The sequence below is a fragment of the Geminisphaera colitermitum TAV2 genome (genome assembly GCF_000171235.2).
Taxonomy (GTDB): Bacteria; Verrucomicrobiota; Verrucomicrobiia; order Opitutales; family Opitutaceae; genus Geminisphaera; species Geminisphaera colitermitum.
In genome coordinates this window covers 1-16,071 of sequence record NZ_ABEA03000127.1, presented here as the reverse complement: position 1 = coordinate 16,071, position 16,071 = coordinate 1, and the positions used below count along the sequence as shown (strand labels likewise).

General features: G+C 59.7%; 14 protein-coding genes. 5 read left to right on the top strand and 9 right to left on the bottom strand.

Features of this window, described 5'->3' with window-relative positions; genetic code table 11:
- Positions 1 to 4 precede the first annotated feature (4 nt).
- From OBACDRAFT_RS15500 to OBACDRAFT_RS15470, 7 genes are all read right to left on the bottom strand, one after another.
- Entirely contained in the window at positions 5 to 1,087 is a 1,083-nt protein-coding gene (locus OBACDRAFT_RS15500) for an ATP-binding protein (RefSeq protein ID WP_232767203.1), read from the bottom strand.
- Positions 1,088 to 1,233: 146 nt separating this feature from the next.
- Positions 1,234 to 2,691, bottom strand: coding sequence for a sialate O-acetylesterase (locus OBACDRAFT_RS15495; protein ID WP_052362087.1), 1,458 nt, complete (start codon positions 2,689 to 2,691; stop codon positions 1,234 to 1,236).
- Entirely contained in the window at positions 2,688 to 5,138 is a 2,451-nt protein-coding gene (locus tag OBACDRAFT_RS15490) for a LamG-like jellyroll fold domain-containing protein (protein ID WP_081722102.1), read from the bottom strand. The genes OBACDRAFT_RS15495 and OBACDRAFT_RS15490 overlap by 4 nt, the downstream gene beginning before the upstream one ends.
- A 22-nt stretch (positions 5,139 to 5,160) precedes the next feature.
- Positions 5,161 to 5,898 (bottom strand): LamG domain-containing protein, encoded by a 738-nt coding sequence (locus OBACDRAFT_RS15485; protein ID WP_043587123.1) that lies wholly within the window; start codon positions 5,896 to 5,898, stop codon positions 5,161 to 5,163.
- 56 nt (positions 5,899 to 5,954) lie between these two features.
- On the bottom strand, positions 5,955 to 7,475 hold the full coding sequence (locus tag OBACDRAFT_RS15480) for a hypothetical protein (RefSeq protein WP_043587120.1): 1,521 nt from the start codon (positions 7,473 to 7,475) through the stop codon (positions 5,955 to 5,957).
- Positions 7,476 to 7,564: 89 nt separating this feature from the next.
- Positions 7,565 to 8,281, bottom strand: a complete 717-nt coding sequence (locus OBACDRAFT_RS28370) for a prepilin-type N-terminal cleavage/methylation domain-containing protein (RefSeq protein ID WP_052362086.1) — start codon at positions 8,279 to 8,281, stop codon at positions 7,565 to 7,567.
- 106 nt (positions 8,282 to 8,387) lie between these two features.
- Complete coding sequence (locus OBACDRAFT_RS15470; protein ID WP_052362085.1) at positions 8,388 to 9,248, bottom strand: alpha/beta hydrolase; 861 nt, start codon at positions 9,246 to 9,248, stop codon at positions 8,388 to 8,390.
- A 261-nt stretch (positions 9,249 to 9,509) separates the two neighbouring features.
- Between OBACDRAFT_RS15470 and OBACDRAFT_RS15465 the strand changes: the two genes are divergently transcribed.
- The 3 genes from OBACDRAFT_RS15465 (at position 9,510) to OBACDRAFT_RS15455 (ending at position 11,357) form a co-directional block, all read left to right on the top strand.
- A complete protein-coding gene (locus OBACDRAFT_RS15465; RefSeq protein WP_043587118.1) occupies positions 9,510 to 9,779 on the top strand; it encodes a hypothetical protein in 270 nt (89 codons plus the stop codon).
- A 26-nt stretch (positions 9,780 to 9,805) separates the two neighbouring features.
- Complete coding sequence (locus tag OBACDRAFT_RS15460) at positions 9,806 to 10,237, top strand: type II toxin-antitoxin system VapC family toxin (protein ID WP_043587116.1); 432 nt, start codon at positions 9,806 to 9,808, stop codon at positions 10,235 to 10,237.
- Positions 10,238 to 10,328: 91 nt separating this feature from the next.
- Complete coding sequence (locus OBACDRAFT_RS15455) at positions 10,329 to 11,357, top strand: LacI family DNA-binding transcriptional regulator (RefSeq protein WP_043587114.1); 1,029 nt, start codon at positions 10,329 to 10,331, stop codon at positions 11,355 to 11,357.
- Here the strand turns inward: OBACDRAFT_RS15455 and OBACDRAFT_RS15450 are convergent.
- Positions 11,351 to 11,572 (bottom strand): hypothetical protein, encoded by a 222-nt coding sequence (locus tag OBACDRAFT_RS15450; protein ID WP_043587112.1) that lies wholly within the window; start codon positions 11,570 to 11,572, stop codon positions 11,351 to 11,353. The genes OBACDRAFT_RS15455 and OBACDRAFT_RS15450 overlap by 7 nt on opposite strands.
- 895 nt (positions 11,573 to 12,467) lie before the next feature.
- Between OBACDRAFT_RS15450 and OBACDRAFT_RS15440 the strand changes: the two genes are divergently transcribed.
- Together OBACDRAFT_RS15440 and OBACDRAFT_RS28365 are read left to right on the top strand one after the other, a co-directional pair.
- Entirely contained in the window at positions 12,468 to 14,396 is a 1,929-nt protein-coding gene (locus tag OBACDRAFT_RS15440) for an NADPH-dependent assimilatory sulfite reductase hemoprotein subunit (protein ID WP_043587111.1), read from the top strand.
- Positions 14,397 to 14,665: 269 nt separating this feature from the next.
- Positions 14,666 to 14,815, top strand: coding sequence for a hypothetical protein (locus tag OBACDRAFT_RS28365; protein ID WP_198529918.1), 150 nt, complete (start codon positions 14,666 to 14,668; stop codon positions 14,813 to 14,815).
- A gap of 211 nt (positions 14,816 to 15,026) precedes the next feature.
- Here OBACDRAFT_RS28365 and OBACDRAFT_RS15430 read toward each other — a convergent pair.
- Positions 15,027 to 16,071: WD40 repeat domain-containing protein (locus tag OBACDRAFT_RS15430; RefSeq protein ID WP_232767199.1), on the bottom strand; the 1,045-nt coding region annotated here is incomplete at its 5' end.

Genomic DNA, 16,071 nt, shown 5'->3' with positions numbered 1-16,071 from the left:
ACGCTTAGAAATACGCGTCGAAATTTTGCGAATGCACGAGGTGAACCGGTGCATCGGGATAACTTTTTTCCCATGCCGACGGCACTTTGTATGACTGAGGCAACCACTTACATTCGAAGCCCTCGACTTTCTCCGGACCACCGCCGGACGTCACTTCAATGCGGTCGATTTCCTGCTGATCGTAAGTCCGCCAGAAATACCCGGTGCGTTCCAGGTTCTCGTAATCGATGCGTTTGCGCCGTTCGTTGATGACGAAGTTTTCCCATAACGCGCCTTTGTCGGGTCGCAGTTGCAAAGGTTGGAACTGGTCGATCACGGCATTGCGGATACCGATGTCCTCAAAATACCAGCGTGCGGATTTCGTGACTTCCTTGCGCAAATTGCGCGCGTATCCGCCGATTCGGTACAGAATAAAATTCTTTTCCAGCAAATCGAGGTAACGCTCCACCGTGGCCTTGTTGAGCTGCAGTTGTGTGCCCAACTCCGAAAGCGACACTTCGGCCCCCACCTGCCATGCGATCAAGGTCACCAGTTCGCGCAATTTCCGAGCGTCACGAAGCCGCTCAAACATCAGGATATCCTGGAACAGATAATCCTCCACGATCTGGCGCAAATACTCGCGCCGCGCCGCCGGTTCGCCAATGCCAAGCACTTCGGGATACGCGCCATAAACCAGCAAATCCTCCAGCAAACCTTGCGGTGCGAGCGGACCTTTCCAGCCACGGATTTCGTGACAAGAGATCGGATGCAAATGCCGCACGCGTCTTCGACCGGTCAGCGGTTGTCCGAGGGATTGCCCCAGATGGAAGGCGGATGATCCGGTCACGATCACCTTGAGATGCGGTAATGTGTCCACGAGCAACTTGAGCGCCACGCCCGCGTTGGGCACGGACTGGGCTTCGTCGATAAAAACACCATCAAACTCCGCGAATGCCAGTCGCAGGCGTTCCGCCGAACACGAGGACAATAATTGCGATACCGCCGCATCCTCTCCTTGTCCGGAAAACCACCGTTCCGTCGTTTCTTTTTTTCGCAAAAACTCACGTATCAGGGATGTTTTTCCCACACGACGCGCCCCAAAGAGCATCCAAACTTTTCCGGCAACGAGATCTGTCTTTAGCGATTTCTCCAGTAATCTGGCTATCATACTGGCCTAATTTAGCTAAATTCGGCCAGTATGTTCAATGTAAATTTCACTAAGGGGGAGGGAGGGATGAAACCAAGCCTGTCATTTCACTTCTGGTCTGGAATAAAAACAAACGGCGCCGCTGGAAGTCCGGCTTCGTTGAAAAGGATCGGATCGGGATTGTTGCGGAAAGCATAACGAACCGCCTTGGGCGCGCGCACCAAGTTACTGTGTAACCGGATCTCGATTCCCTCAATGGTTGGGTCAGCGGGATGAAATACGCCGTCTTCACCTGCCAGTTCGAAGGCGACTTTTCCCGGTAATGGATCGCGCAACATCAACTGTCCGCCGCTGCCTGCGGTTCCACTGAATCGCAGGCACATGGTTTCGCCTTCGAACTTCGCGGATGCAAAACGTGGTCCCTCCGCCATCACGTCTTCGTCGAAAATCATGCGCCGGGCGAGCAAGGCCAGTCGATGAGCGACGTCCTGTTTGTTACGCGGATGAATGTCCTTGGGGTCGCCGAGGTCGATGGTTACGGCCATCGACGTCGCGGGCAAGGCGAGGACCGACGCCTGTCCTTCTCGGATTTTCGCCCAGTTTGTTTTTTCGCTGCTGCCGTGGTTGGGCAGTTGCACGAAAAGGAAAGGTAGTTCCGGCGACTGCCAACGCTGTCGCCAGTCGGTGATCAGGGTGCGGAAGAGCGCGCCGTATCCGTCTGGATTTCGGGCGTTGGCTTCGCCCTGATACCAGAGCACGCCGCGCAGGGCGACGGGGATAAGCGGATGGATCATCGCGTTGTAGGCACCGGCAGGCGCACGGCGATTGTCTGGCACAAGGGGTGCAACTGCGGGAGCGGTGTCGGCGAGTGCGAGTGCCCCGATGCTCATCCACGCTTCAACGGGTGTGCCTCCCCAAGCGCTTTTGATAAGACCTTGCGGGATGTTGTAGCGGCGGTGCAGGTCGAGCGCGAAGAAGTAGCCGACAGCAGTGAAGTCTTTGCCGACCGTGGGCGGAGAACACACGATCCACTCTCCTTCGAGTTCGTATGGAGAGAGTAGCGTGGAGGCGAAGCGTTCGGGGACTTTGAACTGGCGAATGCCGGGATAATTGGCTGCCGCGATTTCGTCGATAGCATTGGTCACCTTGCGCACCTGCCACTCCATGTTGGACTGACCGGAGCAAAGCCACACGTCGCCATAAACGACGTTGCGGCTGATGGTGTTTTCCGTCGCACCTTCAAAGATGAGGTCGCCGCCTGCGGTGGCTTCGGAGCCCGGACCAAGGGGACGCGGAGTCGCAGGGAGCGTGAGTTGCCAGTGTCCGTTTGCGTCGGCGATGCCGCTGACGGTGGCTTTGTAGAAGCGCACGGTGACGGATTCGCCGGGATCGGCGCGGCCCCAAATGCGAAGGGGAACGTCTCGTTGCAGGACGGCGTTGTCGCCAAAGAGCGCAGCGGGCGTGGGTTTGGCGAAAGCCGGAATAATGGCACCGGACGAGAGTAGGAGAACGGTGATCGCAGAGAATGCCGTGATTGCGCGCCGTGACAAAAACGGTGACGTCATTGCGCGATGGCAGAGAGGACTTTTGCGAGTTCCCGGTGATCGTTGGCGATGGCATCCGGTTTGGCCGCACCATCGAGGATGCGCAGGTAGGCAATACTGCCTTTGAAGTAGGAGTTGGCGCGAGTCCGGTCAACGATGGCATCATTTTCCGTGTCACCAAGCGGCCCACCGAGGTGGATTTGCTCGGGGCTGCGCTGGCCGTCACTGGGAACAGAGGCTTCCTCAACGCCATTCACGTAGAGACGGAGCCGGGTCATATCGTAGGTGGCCGTGACGTGATACCATTGGCCGGATTTGAGAAGGGTGGAGCTAGGAGCGAGGTCGAAGCTCCGGCGTGTGTTGAGGCGGCGGGCTTCGAACTTGCCATCAGCGGTAATGCGAAGGGAGAGGTTGGCTCCGCGTTGCACGAAGATCTCCTGCTGACGCCCGGGTTTTTCTTCGGGACAAACGAGGAGTTGCACGCTCACGGGACCGGCGGGCATGGCTGAAAGCGGAATGTTGACGAAGGTATTTTTGCCATTGAATGCGAGAGCGTCCCAGCGATCTGAGAGGTTTTTCCAAGCGGGGCGACCGGTTTTGTCGGGCGCACCAAGGGTGCCGTGAAAGACGTGGCCGGAGGCGTCGATGAGTTTGTCGCGGCCAACTTTTTTGCGGGGGAAGGCACTTTCGAGTTCGAACTGGTAACTGGCAATGGTGTCGGGCCAGGCATCGTCCGCAGCCCACTGGCCGGTGGCGTAGGCGATGCTGCCGTCGGCGTAGCCAACGAGCGCGCCGTAGTAGTCGCGGGCAACCATGCCGGTGTGGAGCGGGTCGCTGAGCCAATTGTCAACAACGGGACGGGCGGCAGTGTCGGGAGCCGGGTCGTTAATAATGAATCCGTTTTTCAGATACGAGATGCCAGCGATGGGAATTCCTGCCTTGGCTTGGTCCACATGGAGAAGGCGCGGACCGGTAACCGAGGGTTGCTGGCCAGGGCGGTTGTTGACGAGGAGAACGGGTTGCACATCGGTGCGGAGGCGGTGCAGGGGGATGCTGAAATAGAGCATGTCGGCTTGCACGGAGTTGGTGACGATGGGGATGGGGGCAAGTTGACGATAGGTTTGTGTGAAGGCGCTGGCGTTGACCGTGATTTCAGGGGTGAGCATGTCGCGGGTGGCGCTGGCGGGAATCGTCCAGGTGACGGTAGTTGCCTCCGCATTACGACCGGATACCGGCCCCCAAGGAAGCGTGGCGAGGGTGGTGCCGGCGGCATTGCGGAGGGTGAGGGTGCCGGTGATGGTTTCGTAGCCGGGTATAATAGGGAGATTGAGAATTTCGAAGTCGAGTGGTTCGCCAGGAAAGATGTTCTTGCGATAGGAGACGATGACATGGGGTTTGTTGTCCGCGGGGTTGGGACGGTTGTAAATTTTGTCCATGTAGTGGCGCGTGATTTCAAGGAGCGCGGTGGTGTGTTTGTAGCTGGGCTCAAAACTGGTGGCTTCCACCCAGTCGTTCCAGGTGGCGGCTTCCAGAAAATCGGGGCGCGTGGTGGCGATTTTTTCGAGTCCTTGGCGGAGTCGCGCGGTGCCTTGGGTGCTGATGTAGTTGCGAGCGTTGAGGCGGCTGGCGTAGTAGCCGGGATGAAAGCCTGCGCCGTAGAGTTTGCCGGGGGTGCGGCGAATGGCAGCGGCGAGGTCTGTCATGCCGTGGAGGCTTTGGTTGAGGGGCTGGGCAAAGTTATAGGTGCCGTCGGCTGCTTTTTGGATGGTGGTGATGACGGGTGCGTCAACTTGTCCGTTGACCGAAAAGCCGATGCCGCCGACGGAGTGCGTGAGCCAGATGAAGCGGTGGCCTTCGGCGCGCAGGGTGGTGATGAGGTTGACTAGTTCGTCCGGGGTCGAGCGCCCAAATCCACCGGCAGCGTAATCGACCATGAGGGGCTGGTTTTTTATGCGATGCCAGGAGGGATGTGTGGCGAAGCGTTCGAGAAGGTGTTTGGCGAGCAGGTGGAGCTTTTCGGGGCGCTTGTCGCCGATGGCGTGGATGATGGGAACAACGGTTGCTCCTTCAACGGACTTGGCGGCTTCGAGGTATTTTTCAAAGAGGCCCGCGAGTCGGTCCAGCCGGTCGGTGTTTTGGATGAATAGATAGGTGCTGAAAACGCTGCCGGGAACTTCACGCGTCATGGTGCGGAGTTGCCAGATGTCGCCGGATTCGTCGCCAAGCGCAAAAGGGCGGTCGTAGTTGTAGCGGTAGTAGTCCTGGTGTCCGCGAGCGGCGGCCCACTGCGGGCAGGCGTGGAAGAGAATAAAGGGAGGAACGTCTGAGAAATCAGGTGAGGTGTAGGTGACCGTGCCGGTAGCCGCGAGTGTTCCCGCACTCGCGGGAGTGTCCGCATGTGTAGTTGATTGCAGGATACCGATGGCGGCAAGTATGAGAATGGCGGCGAAGCGGAGTGAGTTGGTCATGGAGGAAGGGGGGGGGGGGAGGTCAGTGTGCGACGGGTGATGTGCGGGCGAGCGTGGTGATTTCGGTGGAGGTGAGAGCGCGATTGTAAACAGTGTAGCTGGCAATGAGGCCTTGGAAAGGATTGCGTCCACCAGACTGCGCTCCGAGGACTTCAACGTTGTCGCTGTAAGAGGTCTTGCGTCCCAAGCAGGGAGTGGAGGCGATGAGTTTTCCGTCGAGGTAGAGGGAGAGTGTTGCGCCGTCGTGCATGGCAACGAGGTGTTGCCAGCGGTCAGGAACAAGCGGCGTGGTGGCAGTGGCTGTTTGCGGGCGGCGGTTGTCGTCGTTGCGAGTGATTTGGTAGTGGTTGGTTTTGTCGATGCCGATGGCGAGGACGTTGCTGGATCGGATGGTTTGGGGGGCTTTGGGTGATCCAGCATCAGGTCGTATCCAGAGTGCCAGAGTCAATGGACCGGCAGGAAGGTCGAGTCCGGTTAATTGCACTGGTTTCCCTGCCGATGGTCGCAAAACGGGCAATCCACCGAAGTCTGCCATGGTTTTGATTCCGGAAGCGGAGCGAGAGGGTTGGCGTCCCAATCGGTCACGGAGTTCTCTGGCCACCGGATCAAAAACGTAATCAACAAAAATTTCTTCTTTGGAAATAATCGGAGCGGACTGGGATTTTCCTGCTGTGGTGGCGGCGGTGGCAGTCGCGGTTGTTACGGCAAGCGTCGTGGCTCCGGTCAATATGAGCGATGCGATTTTAAGCGAACACAACATAACTGGATGGCCGGATGGACAGACAGGAAAATAGGGAGGGATGCGAGGGAGTAGTGTCACTTTTCCGTGTGACGGCGGCGGGCAACAAAGCCAGCAAACAACAAGACTACTGCACCGCTGATTATGGCAGTCACACCGGGTTCCGGGATCATGCCGCTAATGAAGCTGAGTTGATAGTCGTTGCCCACGCGTTTGAACAGGGCGGTGTATTGCGCGTCATCGTAACCGGTAATGCTAGCGAACTTGAACCCGTCAGTCGTGACGTTCTGGAAGATTGTATAAACGATTCCGTAGTTGATGGAGCCTGACAGCGCGAGCGTGGCGTTGCCGCTGCCATCAAGCCAGTTGCCGATGGTGCTGAATGCGATTTTGTCCGAGGCGGCGTCTGTCTCGCCGAGATTGAACGAAAGGGTGGAGCCTTCCTCGAATCTGAGTTTACCGGAACCTGCCAGCGAAAGCGTCAGGCTGCCAGCTTGGCTTATTTTGTTTGCCGCCGTGTAGTTGGTCACGCTGCCCGGTGAAAGCGTCCCCTCGACGATGAGGTTTTTGCCCGTAGCGAGAGACAACGTGTTTCCCCCGGCCAGAATGCCAGTGGCGGCGATGACGACATCCTCGCCCGAATTCACCTGGCCGTTCACAAGGAACCAAGCTGTATCGACGGCGATGCCGTTGGTTGCCGTGATTCTGCCATTGCCGATGACGCGGGCTATGCCCTGAGCGGTGCCGGAGACAATTATCTGGTCCACGGTTAGGTTCTGTCCGTTGAGATTGAGAGTCGGATATGCCGTGGCGCTGCCTGAGCTAAAACGAACAAGGGCAGCGGAGGGCAGGGCAGCGGAGGTATCAAACTTGAGTTCCGAGCCGCCGATCCGGACTTCGGTAAAGTTGTTATTGGTGCCTCCGACCGTCCAGAAACCCAAGTCAATCTTGCTGAGAATCCGATTCGCCGGCGTGGTGGCTTCGTCAAAGACAATGCCGGCCACCGTATTGTTGCCGGTGGAGGTTCCGCGCAGGGATACGTTGATCGAGGTGGCCTCAGTTCCCGCCTCTTGCGTCACAAAAAGGTTTCCTAGTGCAAGCGAACCGCCAGTTGATCCGATGTGCCCCACCAGTTGATCGACGTTTCCATTGTAAGAAAGCGTAAGGTTACCGACTGTTCGACTGCCGGCCCCGGACGAGTTGATCCAGTAGTTGTTACTAGCCTGAAGCCGTACATTCAGCAAGCCGGCGCCCGCCAGCGATACGACACCACTCGTGTTGGAAAACACAATCTGGCGAATCCGCCAATCGGCATCCACATCGACGGTCGCGGCATTTTCAAATCTGACGACAGCCGCGCCAGCGCTGGTCGGATTGGTCGGCAAGTAGCCTCCCGTGCCGCCCGAGGCATTAGACCAGTTGTCAGAGTTGGACCATTTGTTGTCGCTACCACCGCCGATCCAGTAGGGGCTATTGGTAGTGGCTGCATGGGCAGAAGAAATGAGACCAAGAATGAGCGTAGCGGCGGCCCCCAAAATGAATGCCGTGGTAATGCCGAAGCGTGTGGTCGTGATTGCAGGATGGTTTTGCTTTTTCATGGGTTGGTTGGGTTGAATTGCTTACGGGATACTAAGGATAAAAATATGTATGCGGCGGGAGGGGGGGGAGAGGATGCGTGATGCTCCAGTTATTTGTCAGGCGACCAGAGATCATCCGCGCCTTTGTCCCGATACTTTGTTTCCGCCAGTTGGTAAGTATTGTGGAAAAATTTCACATGGCCGTCAGCATAAGCGATATTCGCGCTGCCGTTGGCGTGCCGTTTGTCCGAAGGAGTCGTGCCCTGAATTGTGCCGGGCAGATCGCCATTGCTGATCGAGGACGCCAGCGTGCCCGAGGATTGCAACCGTGTGTCCGCAAGCAAAATCGTCCTCGACGGGGTCATAATCGTGGACTTGGGCATGGGCATGTCCAAGTGATCCGTTCCCGAAGCGTCTTTATAGAGCCACTTGTTCACGCCGTAATGGCTGGAGCCGCTTTTCCCGTGTTCGAGCAACGCCTGCGGGCACATGAAAACGTTTAGCGCCACCCCTCCGCCGTATCTGGATTTCATCGGGATGTAGTCGCGCAACAGATACGGGAAATTCTGGTCTGCCGATGGTATGCGCACAGGGGGCCAGTTGTTCTTGTTGTCCACGGCGTAGAGTTCGAACGCCATGAAAATCTGGCGGAGATTGGAGGCGCATTGAGCAGTTCTGGCCGTATAACGCACGCGAGAAACAACCGGAATCAGGATGCCGGCGAGAACACCGATGATGGCAATCACGGTGAGGAGTTCGATCAGGGTGAAGCCGATCGAGGTGGTTGACCGGGCGGATGTTTGGGGGGGATGGATGTAGATGATCATGTTCGGGGGTGCAGAGGCGTTCTCTGGATGTCTGAATCGAAAATTGTCCGAGACTTGGGAGGCTGGCAAAGCCGGTGATATTTATCACGATAAAACCAGCGTTTTTTCAGGGCGAAAGGTGTGTTTGAAGAAATGCCAATGTTTTCCGAATCATATGGTCGGTGTTTTCCTTCTTTGTGAAGCCATGGCCTTCGTCCTCGAAAACGAGAAGCTGCGATTCCACGCCTGCATTGCGCAATGCGGCGGCGAGCCGTTCCCCTTGCCGCGGGGGCACGAGGTCGTCGAGCCGTCCATGAATGATCAGGAAGGGCGCGCTCTTCACATCCACCCAGTGGAGGGGGGAGGCGTCACGCGCCGCAGCGGATTGCTCAGCCGGTGTACCGCCAAGCAGGGCATGCACGAGTCTGTCGCCCGGCGCACTCGCCTGCTCCGTGAGATCGCTGGGGCCACTCATGTCCACGACGCACGTTACCCGGCTCGAATGCGAAGCCAGCGCAGGGTCGGAATTATCACGTGTTTCACGCGTACCAAGACAGGCCGCGAGGTGTCCTCCCGCCGAATAGCCAAGCGCACCGATCCGCTGTGGATCGATGCCGTGCTTTCCCGCGTTGGCGCGCAACCAGCGCACGGCACGCTGGGCGTCGTCGAGTTGCGCGGGCCAGCGGTTGCGTCCCTGTTTTACCAGCCGGTAGTTGATGGATGCGGTCACGTAGCCTTGCCGGACCAGCTTCATGGCGGCATCCGTGTAGTCCTCCTTGCCTCCCGAGCCCCATCCTCCGCCGTGGATGAAGATGACCGCCGGTCGCGGGGAGGCGGTCGCGAGCGTCGGGCGAAAAATGTCAAGTAACAGCAATTCACCATCTGCCTGGCCAAAGGAGACATCGCGTTCCACCGTCACATCCCGCGCATGGCAGGAGGGATGAAGCATGACGAGAAGGATGCCGAAAAACTGGAGTATGTGTTTCATGAATATGGGGACATCGAAGCAGCCAGCATGAGATGTTGCAGTTAGGGTCCGTTTCTTGCGAAGCCTTCAATATTTATCACGATAATTGCCGCAACCTTCCTCCATAATGGATCGTTGGAAGAGAGCCGAAGGGAAAGCGCTTCGTTTTTTCCGGAATCGAGAAACACTGCGCGCGCAACGCCTGTGAACAGAGAGTATCCTAGCCGAAGCCTTGCGCCTTGCGGGAGTTGACCCATCATTACCAAGTGACACTGTGACACCATGCCAGCGACTATCACCATCAAGGAACTCCACACAAAGACCGGCCAGCATGTCCGGCTGGCAGGCAAGGCCCAAAAACCCACGCCCATCACGGATCGGGGACGATTGATTGCTGTGCTGGCTCCTGTCTCAGCCCTGTCGGCAACAAAACGCCGCCGCCGCGTAGTGCTTCCTGAATACGCGGCGTTGCTGAAAAAGGCGGGCCATGCCGCCAGCGCGCCGGGAGACGGCGTGCTTGACGACCTCGACGCCGTGCGCGGCGAACGCTGAAAACCGCAACCCCCACGTCCTCGCACATGGCCTTTTGCGATACCTCAACCCTCGCCAAATACTACGTTCCCGAAACAGAATCCGGCGCGGTGCGCGCACATCTGGACGCTCAACCTTCGGTCTTTGCATCCGAACTGGCGCGGACGGAATTGATGGCGGTTTTCCACCGCCGTCTCCGTGAAAAAAAATGGAGCCGGGACGATTTCCAAGCAGCCGTCCGGCAATTCACCCATGACGACATCGGCGGTTACTGGACATGGTTTCCGCTCGATGGAGGCATCCCGGAGCAAGCGGCCCGGACTTACGCAACGCTCCCCGAAAATGTATTTCTGCGCGCTGCCGACTGCCTGCACTTGGTGACCGCGCTGCACCATGGTTTTGACGAAGTGTATTCACACGACGCACACCAAATCGCCGCGGCTTCAGCACTCGGATTGAAAGTGATCAGGATCGAATAACACACAATCGTCCCCTCCCCCTCCCCTTCTGTTCCGTTCTGGTTTCCCCATCCCTTGCCTCATCCAGCTTCCACCATCACGATAAAACCCCATGCCCAACCAGCGCGAACTCGCCCAAAAACTCGGTCTCACCCAAGCCACCGTTTCGATGGCACTGCGCGACCATCCGCTTGTCGCCACCGAGACAAAGCGCCGCGTGCAGGAAGCCGCACGCAAAATGGGTTACCGCGCCAGTCCCTTCGTCACCACACTCATGGCGCGCATCCGCGCCGGACGCGCACCGCAAAACCTCGGGTGCATCGCCATCCTTCTCGACAATGCCTCGAAAGACGAATGGCTCGCCCAAGAGCGCAACACCTACTCCGCCCAATACGCCGGCTACCAACGCCGCGCGGCGCGACGCGGCTACCGCACCGAATGTTTTTGCCTGCGCGCACCCGGCATGTCCGACGAAGCCATTGACCGCCAACTCCACGCCCGCGGCATCATCGGCCTCATCCTCGCCGCGCCCAAACACCTGCATCGCTCCCCCGTCCACCTCCGCTGGGAAAACTACGCCTGCGCCACCGTCAGCTACACCTGGACCGAGCCCGTCGTGGATCGCGTCTCCTCGCACCACCGCCACAACATGGACCGCGCCTTCGCCGAACTCCTTGCGCGCGGCTGCAAACGCATCGGTTTCTGCCTGCCCAAAAACGCCGTGCGCGGCGTCGATGCCAACTGGATGGCCGGCTACCTCGTCGCGCAGGCCCAGCTTCCCAAGGCCCGCCGCCTCCCCGCCTTCATCGGCACCATCCACGACACCCCTCTCGACACCTTCCGTGCCTGGCACGACCGCTGGCAACCCGACGGACTCATCACCCTCCTCGGCGAAGAAGCCCGGTGGCTTACCGCCCTGCACCGCTCTCCTTATAATAGAGAGACCGGCGTGCTTCTTGTCTGCCTCAACCGCCCCGCCGACTCCCCCTTCCCCGGTATCGACGAAAACAATACGCTCGTCGGCGAGATGGCGTGCGACCTTGTCGTCAATCAACTCACGCACAACGAACGCGGACTCCCCGAACACCGGCGCGAGATCCTTGTCGAAGGCCGGTGGATCGAACCGACTCAGGCTCAGTAACCAAGTTCCTCCGGCAACTGCGGCGGCGCCGAAAAACCAGGTGGCGAAAACGACATGAACCCCGTCCCGTGATCGGGCTCAGGCTCCATCAGAATCGGGATGTCGTCCTCGGGCGTTTCGCGGACAAGCAAATCGAGGTGAAGCTGAAGATTGCCCGAAAACGTCCTATGAAACCCCCAATGCAAACGATGTGATGATAATAAAGATGCGGACATGATGATAGTGGTTGAAGGGAACTTCTAAAAATTACACAGAGGACACAGAGGAGGCACAGAGTTTGGGGAGGCCTGTCCGGTGGAAGGACATTTTCCTCGCGAATGAATGCCTCTGTAATTCATTTATTATAAATAAAATAATATTTTTTACGGAAAAAGGAGCAAAGTCGTTTTGTTCTCCCTAAACTCTGTGCCTTCTCTGTGATCTCTGTGTAATTTCTGATTTTTAGAACCTCCCTGAATTTATTTTCCCTGATCTGGCTGTTGATGCCCCCGAACGCTTATCGCGACGGCGGCCCCCGGATCAGATGTCCGCCGGACACCACGAAAACCAATCCACCCAACACCCCGCTCCGTTGCCGTCCCAAGCAGGCCAAACACGACAACGACAAACCCGGCACCCGTTCGCCAAACAACAACAATTGCGCATTCCCCACACCGCCGCCGGCACCCCCTGCGTCCTTATCCACCCCAACCCAATATAACTTGTCATCAACCGCCACGATCTCCGTCGCCAGAAACTGACCAGACGATGCCGCCAACGTTTTCATCCCGCCCCTAACAACGTCCGCCCCTGCCCGCGACCAAGCCAGCGCAAGGATAACCCAGAGCAGGCATAAACTGGCGCGGCCTATGTTCATGTCCCCTGCACCAGCATATCCAATGCCACCTCCGCCTCACGCAACCAGAGACCCCGGCAAGCAAGGAAAGCACAGCTCCACTCACAATCCTAACTAACTTGGTAAACAAACTAAATATCACTTGCAACACCCCGTGCTCTCCTCCAAGTTTTCCGGTCCGACCAAATCGCCTGCCACGCCATCGACCACATACCACACCACCACATCTTTAGATCCGACCCGACTGACCTGACCGCATCACTGTACCACTACTCATGAGCAACACCATCACGGCCCCGGCTTCCACCACCACTGGCGCCAACCAAGCCGCATCCACCGCCTCCCCCCCCCCCCCCCCCGCACCCACCACCGGTGACTCCGCCGCTCCGGCAGCCGCCCCCGCCTGCAAACCGCTTTCCGCCAACGAAGGCATCAAGACCGCGTCCAACTACCTGCGCGGCACCATCGTCGACGACGTGCTCAACACTGCCACCGGCGCCTTCACGCCCGACAACGCGCAACTCATCAAATTCCACGGTTTCTACGAGCAGGACGACCGCGACCAGCGCCTCGCCCTCCGCAAAGCCGGCAAGGAACGCGCCTACTCCGTCATGCTCCGCGTGCGCCTGCCCGGCGGCCGCTGCACCGCCGAACAATGGCGCATCCTCGACGACCTCTCGCTCAAGGTCGCCGGCAAGCACACCCTGCGCCTCACCACCCGCCAGACCTTTCAATTTTACGGCGTCCTCAAAGGCGACGTTCGCACCCTCATCCAAGGCCTCAACAAAGCCCTCCTCGATTCCATCGCGGCCTGCGGCGACGTGAACCGCAACGTCATGGCCCCGCCCAATCCCGAGCGCCATCCCGCCCTGCAGGAAGTTTACGAGCACGCCAAATCCTGGAGCGAATTCGCGCTCCCGCGCACCCGCGCCTATCACGAAATCTGGATCGACGACGAACTCGTCGCCGGCGGCGAACCCAAGGCCCCCCCCCCCCCCCCCTCACTCGCGTCGCCACAAACCGAATACACCGCCGCCGGCATCGACCCCGCCCAACTCAAGCCCGGCGAGGAACCGCTCTACGGCACCACCTACCTGCCGCGCAAATTCAAGGTCGGCTTCGCCATCCCGCCCTCCAACGACGTCGATGTATTTTCCCAAGACCTCGGCTTCATCGCCATCCTGGAAAACGAAAAACTCACTGGCTACAACGTCACCGTCGGCGGCGGCATGGGCGCCAGCCACGGCAACGAGGCCACCTTCCCCCGCCTCGGCGACCTCATTGGCTTCATCACGCCCGACCAGCTCAAACGCCTCGGCGCCGCCGTCCTCACCACGCAGCGCGACTACGGCGACCGCGTCAACCGCCGCCACGCCCGCCTCAAATACACCATCGAGGACCGCGGCATTGCCTGGTTCAAGGCCGAGGTCGAACGCCGCGCCGGCTTCGCCCTCGCTCCCGCGCGTCCCTTCGAATTCACAACCATCCAGGACCCGCACGGCTGGCACGCCTGCGCCGACGGCACCTGGTTCTACGGCCTCCACCTGCTCAGCGGACGCATTGAGGACCGCGAAGGCTGGCCCATGCAGACCGCCCTCCGCGAGATCGCGCAAATCCACACCGGCGACTTCCGCCTCACGCCCTCGCAAAATCTCACCATCTCCGGCGTCACCGCGGAGCAAAAGCCGCGCATCGAAGCCATCCTCCAGAAACACAGCCTTTCGCGTGAGAACGCCCAGAGCGCGCTCCGCCTCAACGCCCTCTCCTGCGTCGCCCTCCCCACCTGCCCGCTCGCGCTCTCCGAAAGCGAACGCGAACTGCCCTCCATCCTCGAAAAATTCCAGCCCGTCTTCGACGCCGCCGGCCTGCGCGACCAGCCCGTGAGCATCCGTGTGACCGGCTGCCCCAACGGCTGCGCCCGCCCCTTCCTCGCCGAGATCGCCCTCGTCGGCAAGGCGCCCGGCAAATACGCCGTGTATCTGGGAGGCAACTACACCGGGCTCCGCCTCAACCGCCTCGTCGCCGCCAGCGCCACCGTCGAGGAATCCGTGCGCCTGCTCACGCCCGTCATCGAGCGCTACGCCACCGAGCGCAGGGCGGGCGAAGGCTTCGGCGACTTCTGCGACCGCGTCATCGTCCCCGCCGACGCCACCACGCACAAGGTCGGCGCGACTCCGCTGACACCCTCCGCCGCGACGCAATAAGCGCATGATGCGCGCCGCCGCCGGCCCTCCTCCGCCAATGGACGGCGCCGGCTCCGGCGGCATCTCGTACCCAGTTTTCAACTACTCAGGAAACGGCCTTGAAAAGCCGTCCAAAAAAATCCTGACAAGAACCGCTACTGCGCACTTGCAATTACGCAACGGACGTTGAAGCTGATGCTGCTCGGTGACACCCACTCAGCGAGCCCGAACGGAAAAACTTTCCGCGCGGCGTTTATCAGAATCCAACCCACAACACAGGAGTACGAACCATGGCTAAAGCCACCAAGACAGCAAAGAAAGCAGTAGCGAAGAAACCCGCGGCGAAGAAACCCGCCGCCAAGAAAGCCGCCCCCAAGGCGGTGAAGAAGGCCCCTGCCAAGAAGGCCGTCGCCAAGAAGACCGTTGCCAAGAAGAAGTAATCAGCGATCCACGCTGACATTCTCTCCTACAGTCACAGCCGCTCCCTCATCGGAGCGGCTGTTTTTTTGCGCGCAGGAAGCGGCGGCATTCAAATAGCGGAGGGCGGGTCTCCCGACCCGCCAGACGAGACTCGCAACTGCGAGGCTCGCCCATCCGGAAGGCGCGGCTTCGCCGCGTCTGGCGGGTCGGGAGACCCGCCCTCCGGCAACATCAGCCGAGCTTGAGAACGTAAACGACGCCCTGTTCCGTGCCGATGGCGAGATGCGCGTCGTCCGGCGACCAGGCGAGGCGCGTGGCCGCGGCTGGCATCTTGATGTTGGCCCGCAAAGGCTGCGGACGCCCCGGACTCCACAACGAAACAGAGCCGTCTTGGGACGCAGTGGCGAGGATGCCGTGCGACGTCTGAAAAGACACCGCGCAGACCCGCGCGTCATGCGGGAACATCTGCGGTTCGCGTCCCTCGGGACCTCCGCCAGCGCAATCCCAGATGCACGCATCGTTGCCGCCCCCGGTGGCCAGCCAGCGTCCGGTGTGGTCGAAGGAAAGATCCTTCACTTTGCCTTCGTAGCCGCTCATGTGGAACTCCTGATCTTCGTCGGGCAGCCAGAGATGAACGCTGCGATCCTGATTGCCGGAGACGAGCCAGCGTCCATCGGGCGGCGACCAGACGAGGGCGTGAACGCCGTTGGCGTAGGGAAATTCTTTTTGCAGGCGATGGTCGCCGGCATCGAGAAGGCGCACGCCGCCGAAGTGCGCGGCGGCGATGCAGGCGCCGGTCGGATGCCAGGCAAGGGCGCACAGCGTACGCGGTGCATCGGGAAAAACATGACGCGTGGAGCCGTCGGCATTGAGCAACACGAGCGCGCGTCCCGATGCGGCGGCGAGCACTGGAGTTGTGGCAGCGGAAGAAGTGACGGCAGCCGGTTGCCAGGCGAGATGCTCGATCCAGGCGGAGCCGGGTTTGTGAGTGACAACGTGCTGGGCGGTGACGGCGTCCCAGAGTTTCACGGCGCCGTCCTGACCGCCGGAGGCAAGGAGTGGTTGCGTGGGATGCCACGCAAGACAGTTGGCGCCATCGTCATGACCGGGCAGTTGTGAGGGCGCGCCATCAGCAGTGGCGAAGAGGGTGACGGGACCGGCGGCCGAAGCAGCGGCAAGCCGGGTGCCATCCGGCGACCAGGCGAGGTCGATCACGTAATCGTCGAGCTGGGTGGCCCAGTGTTTGGTAAGAGTCATGATGAAATGCGGAGGATTT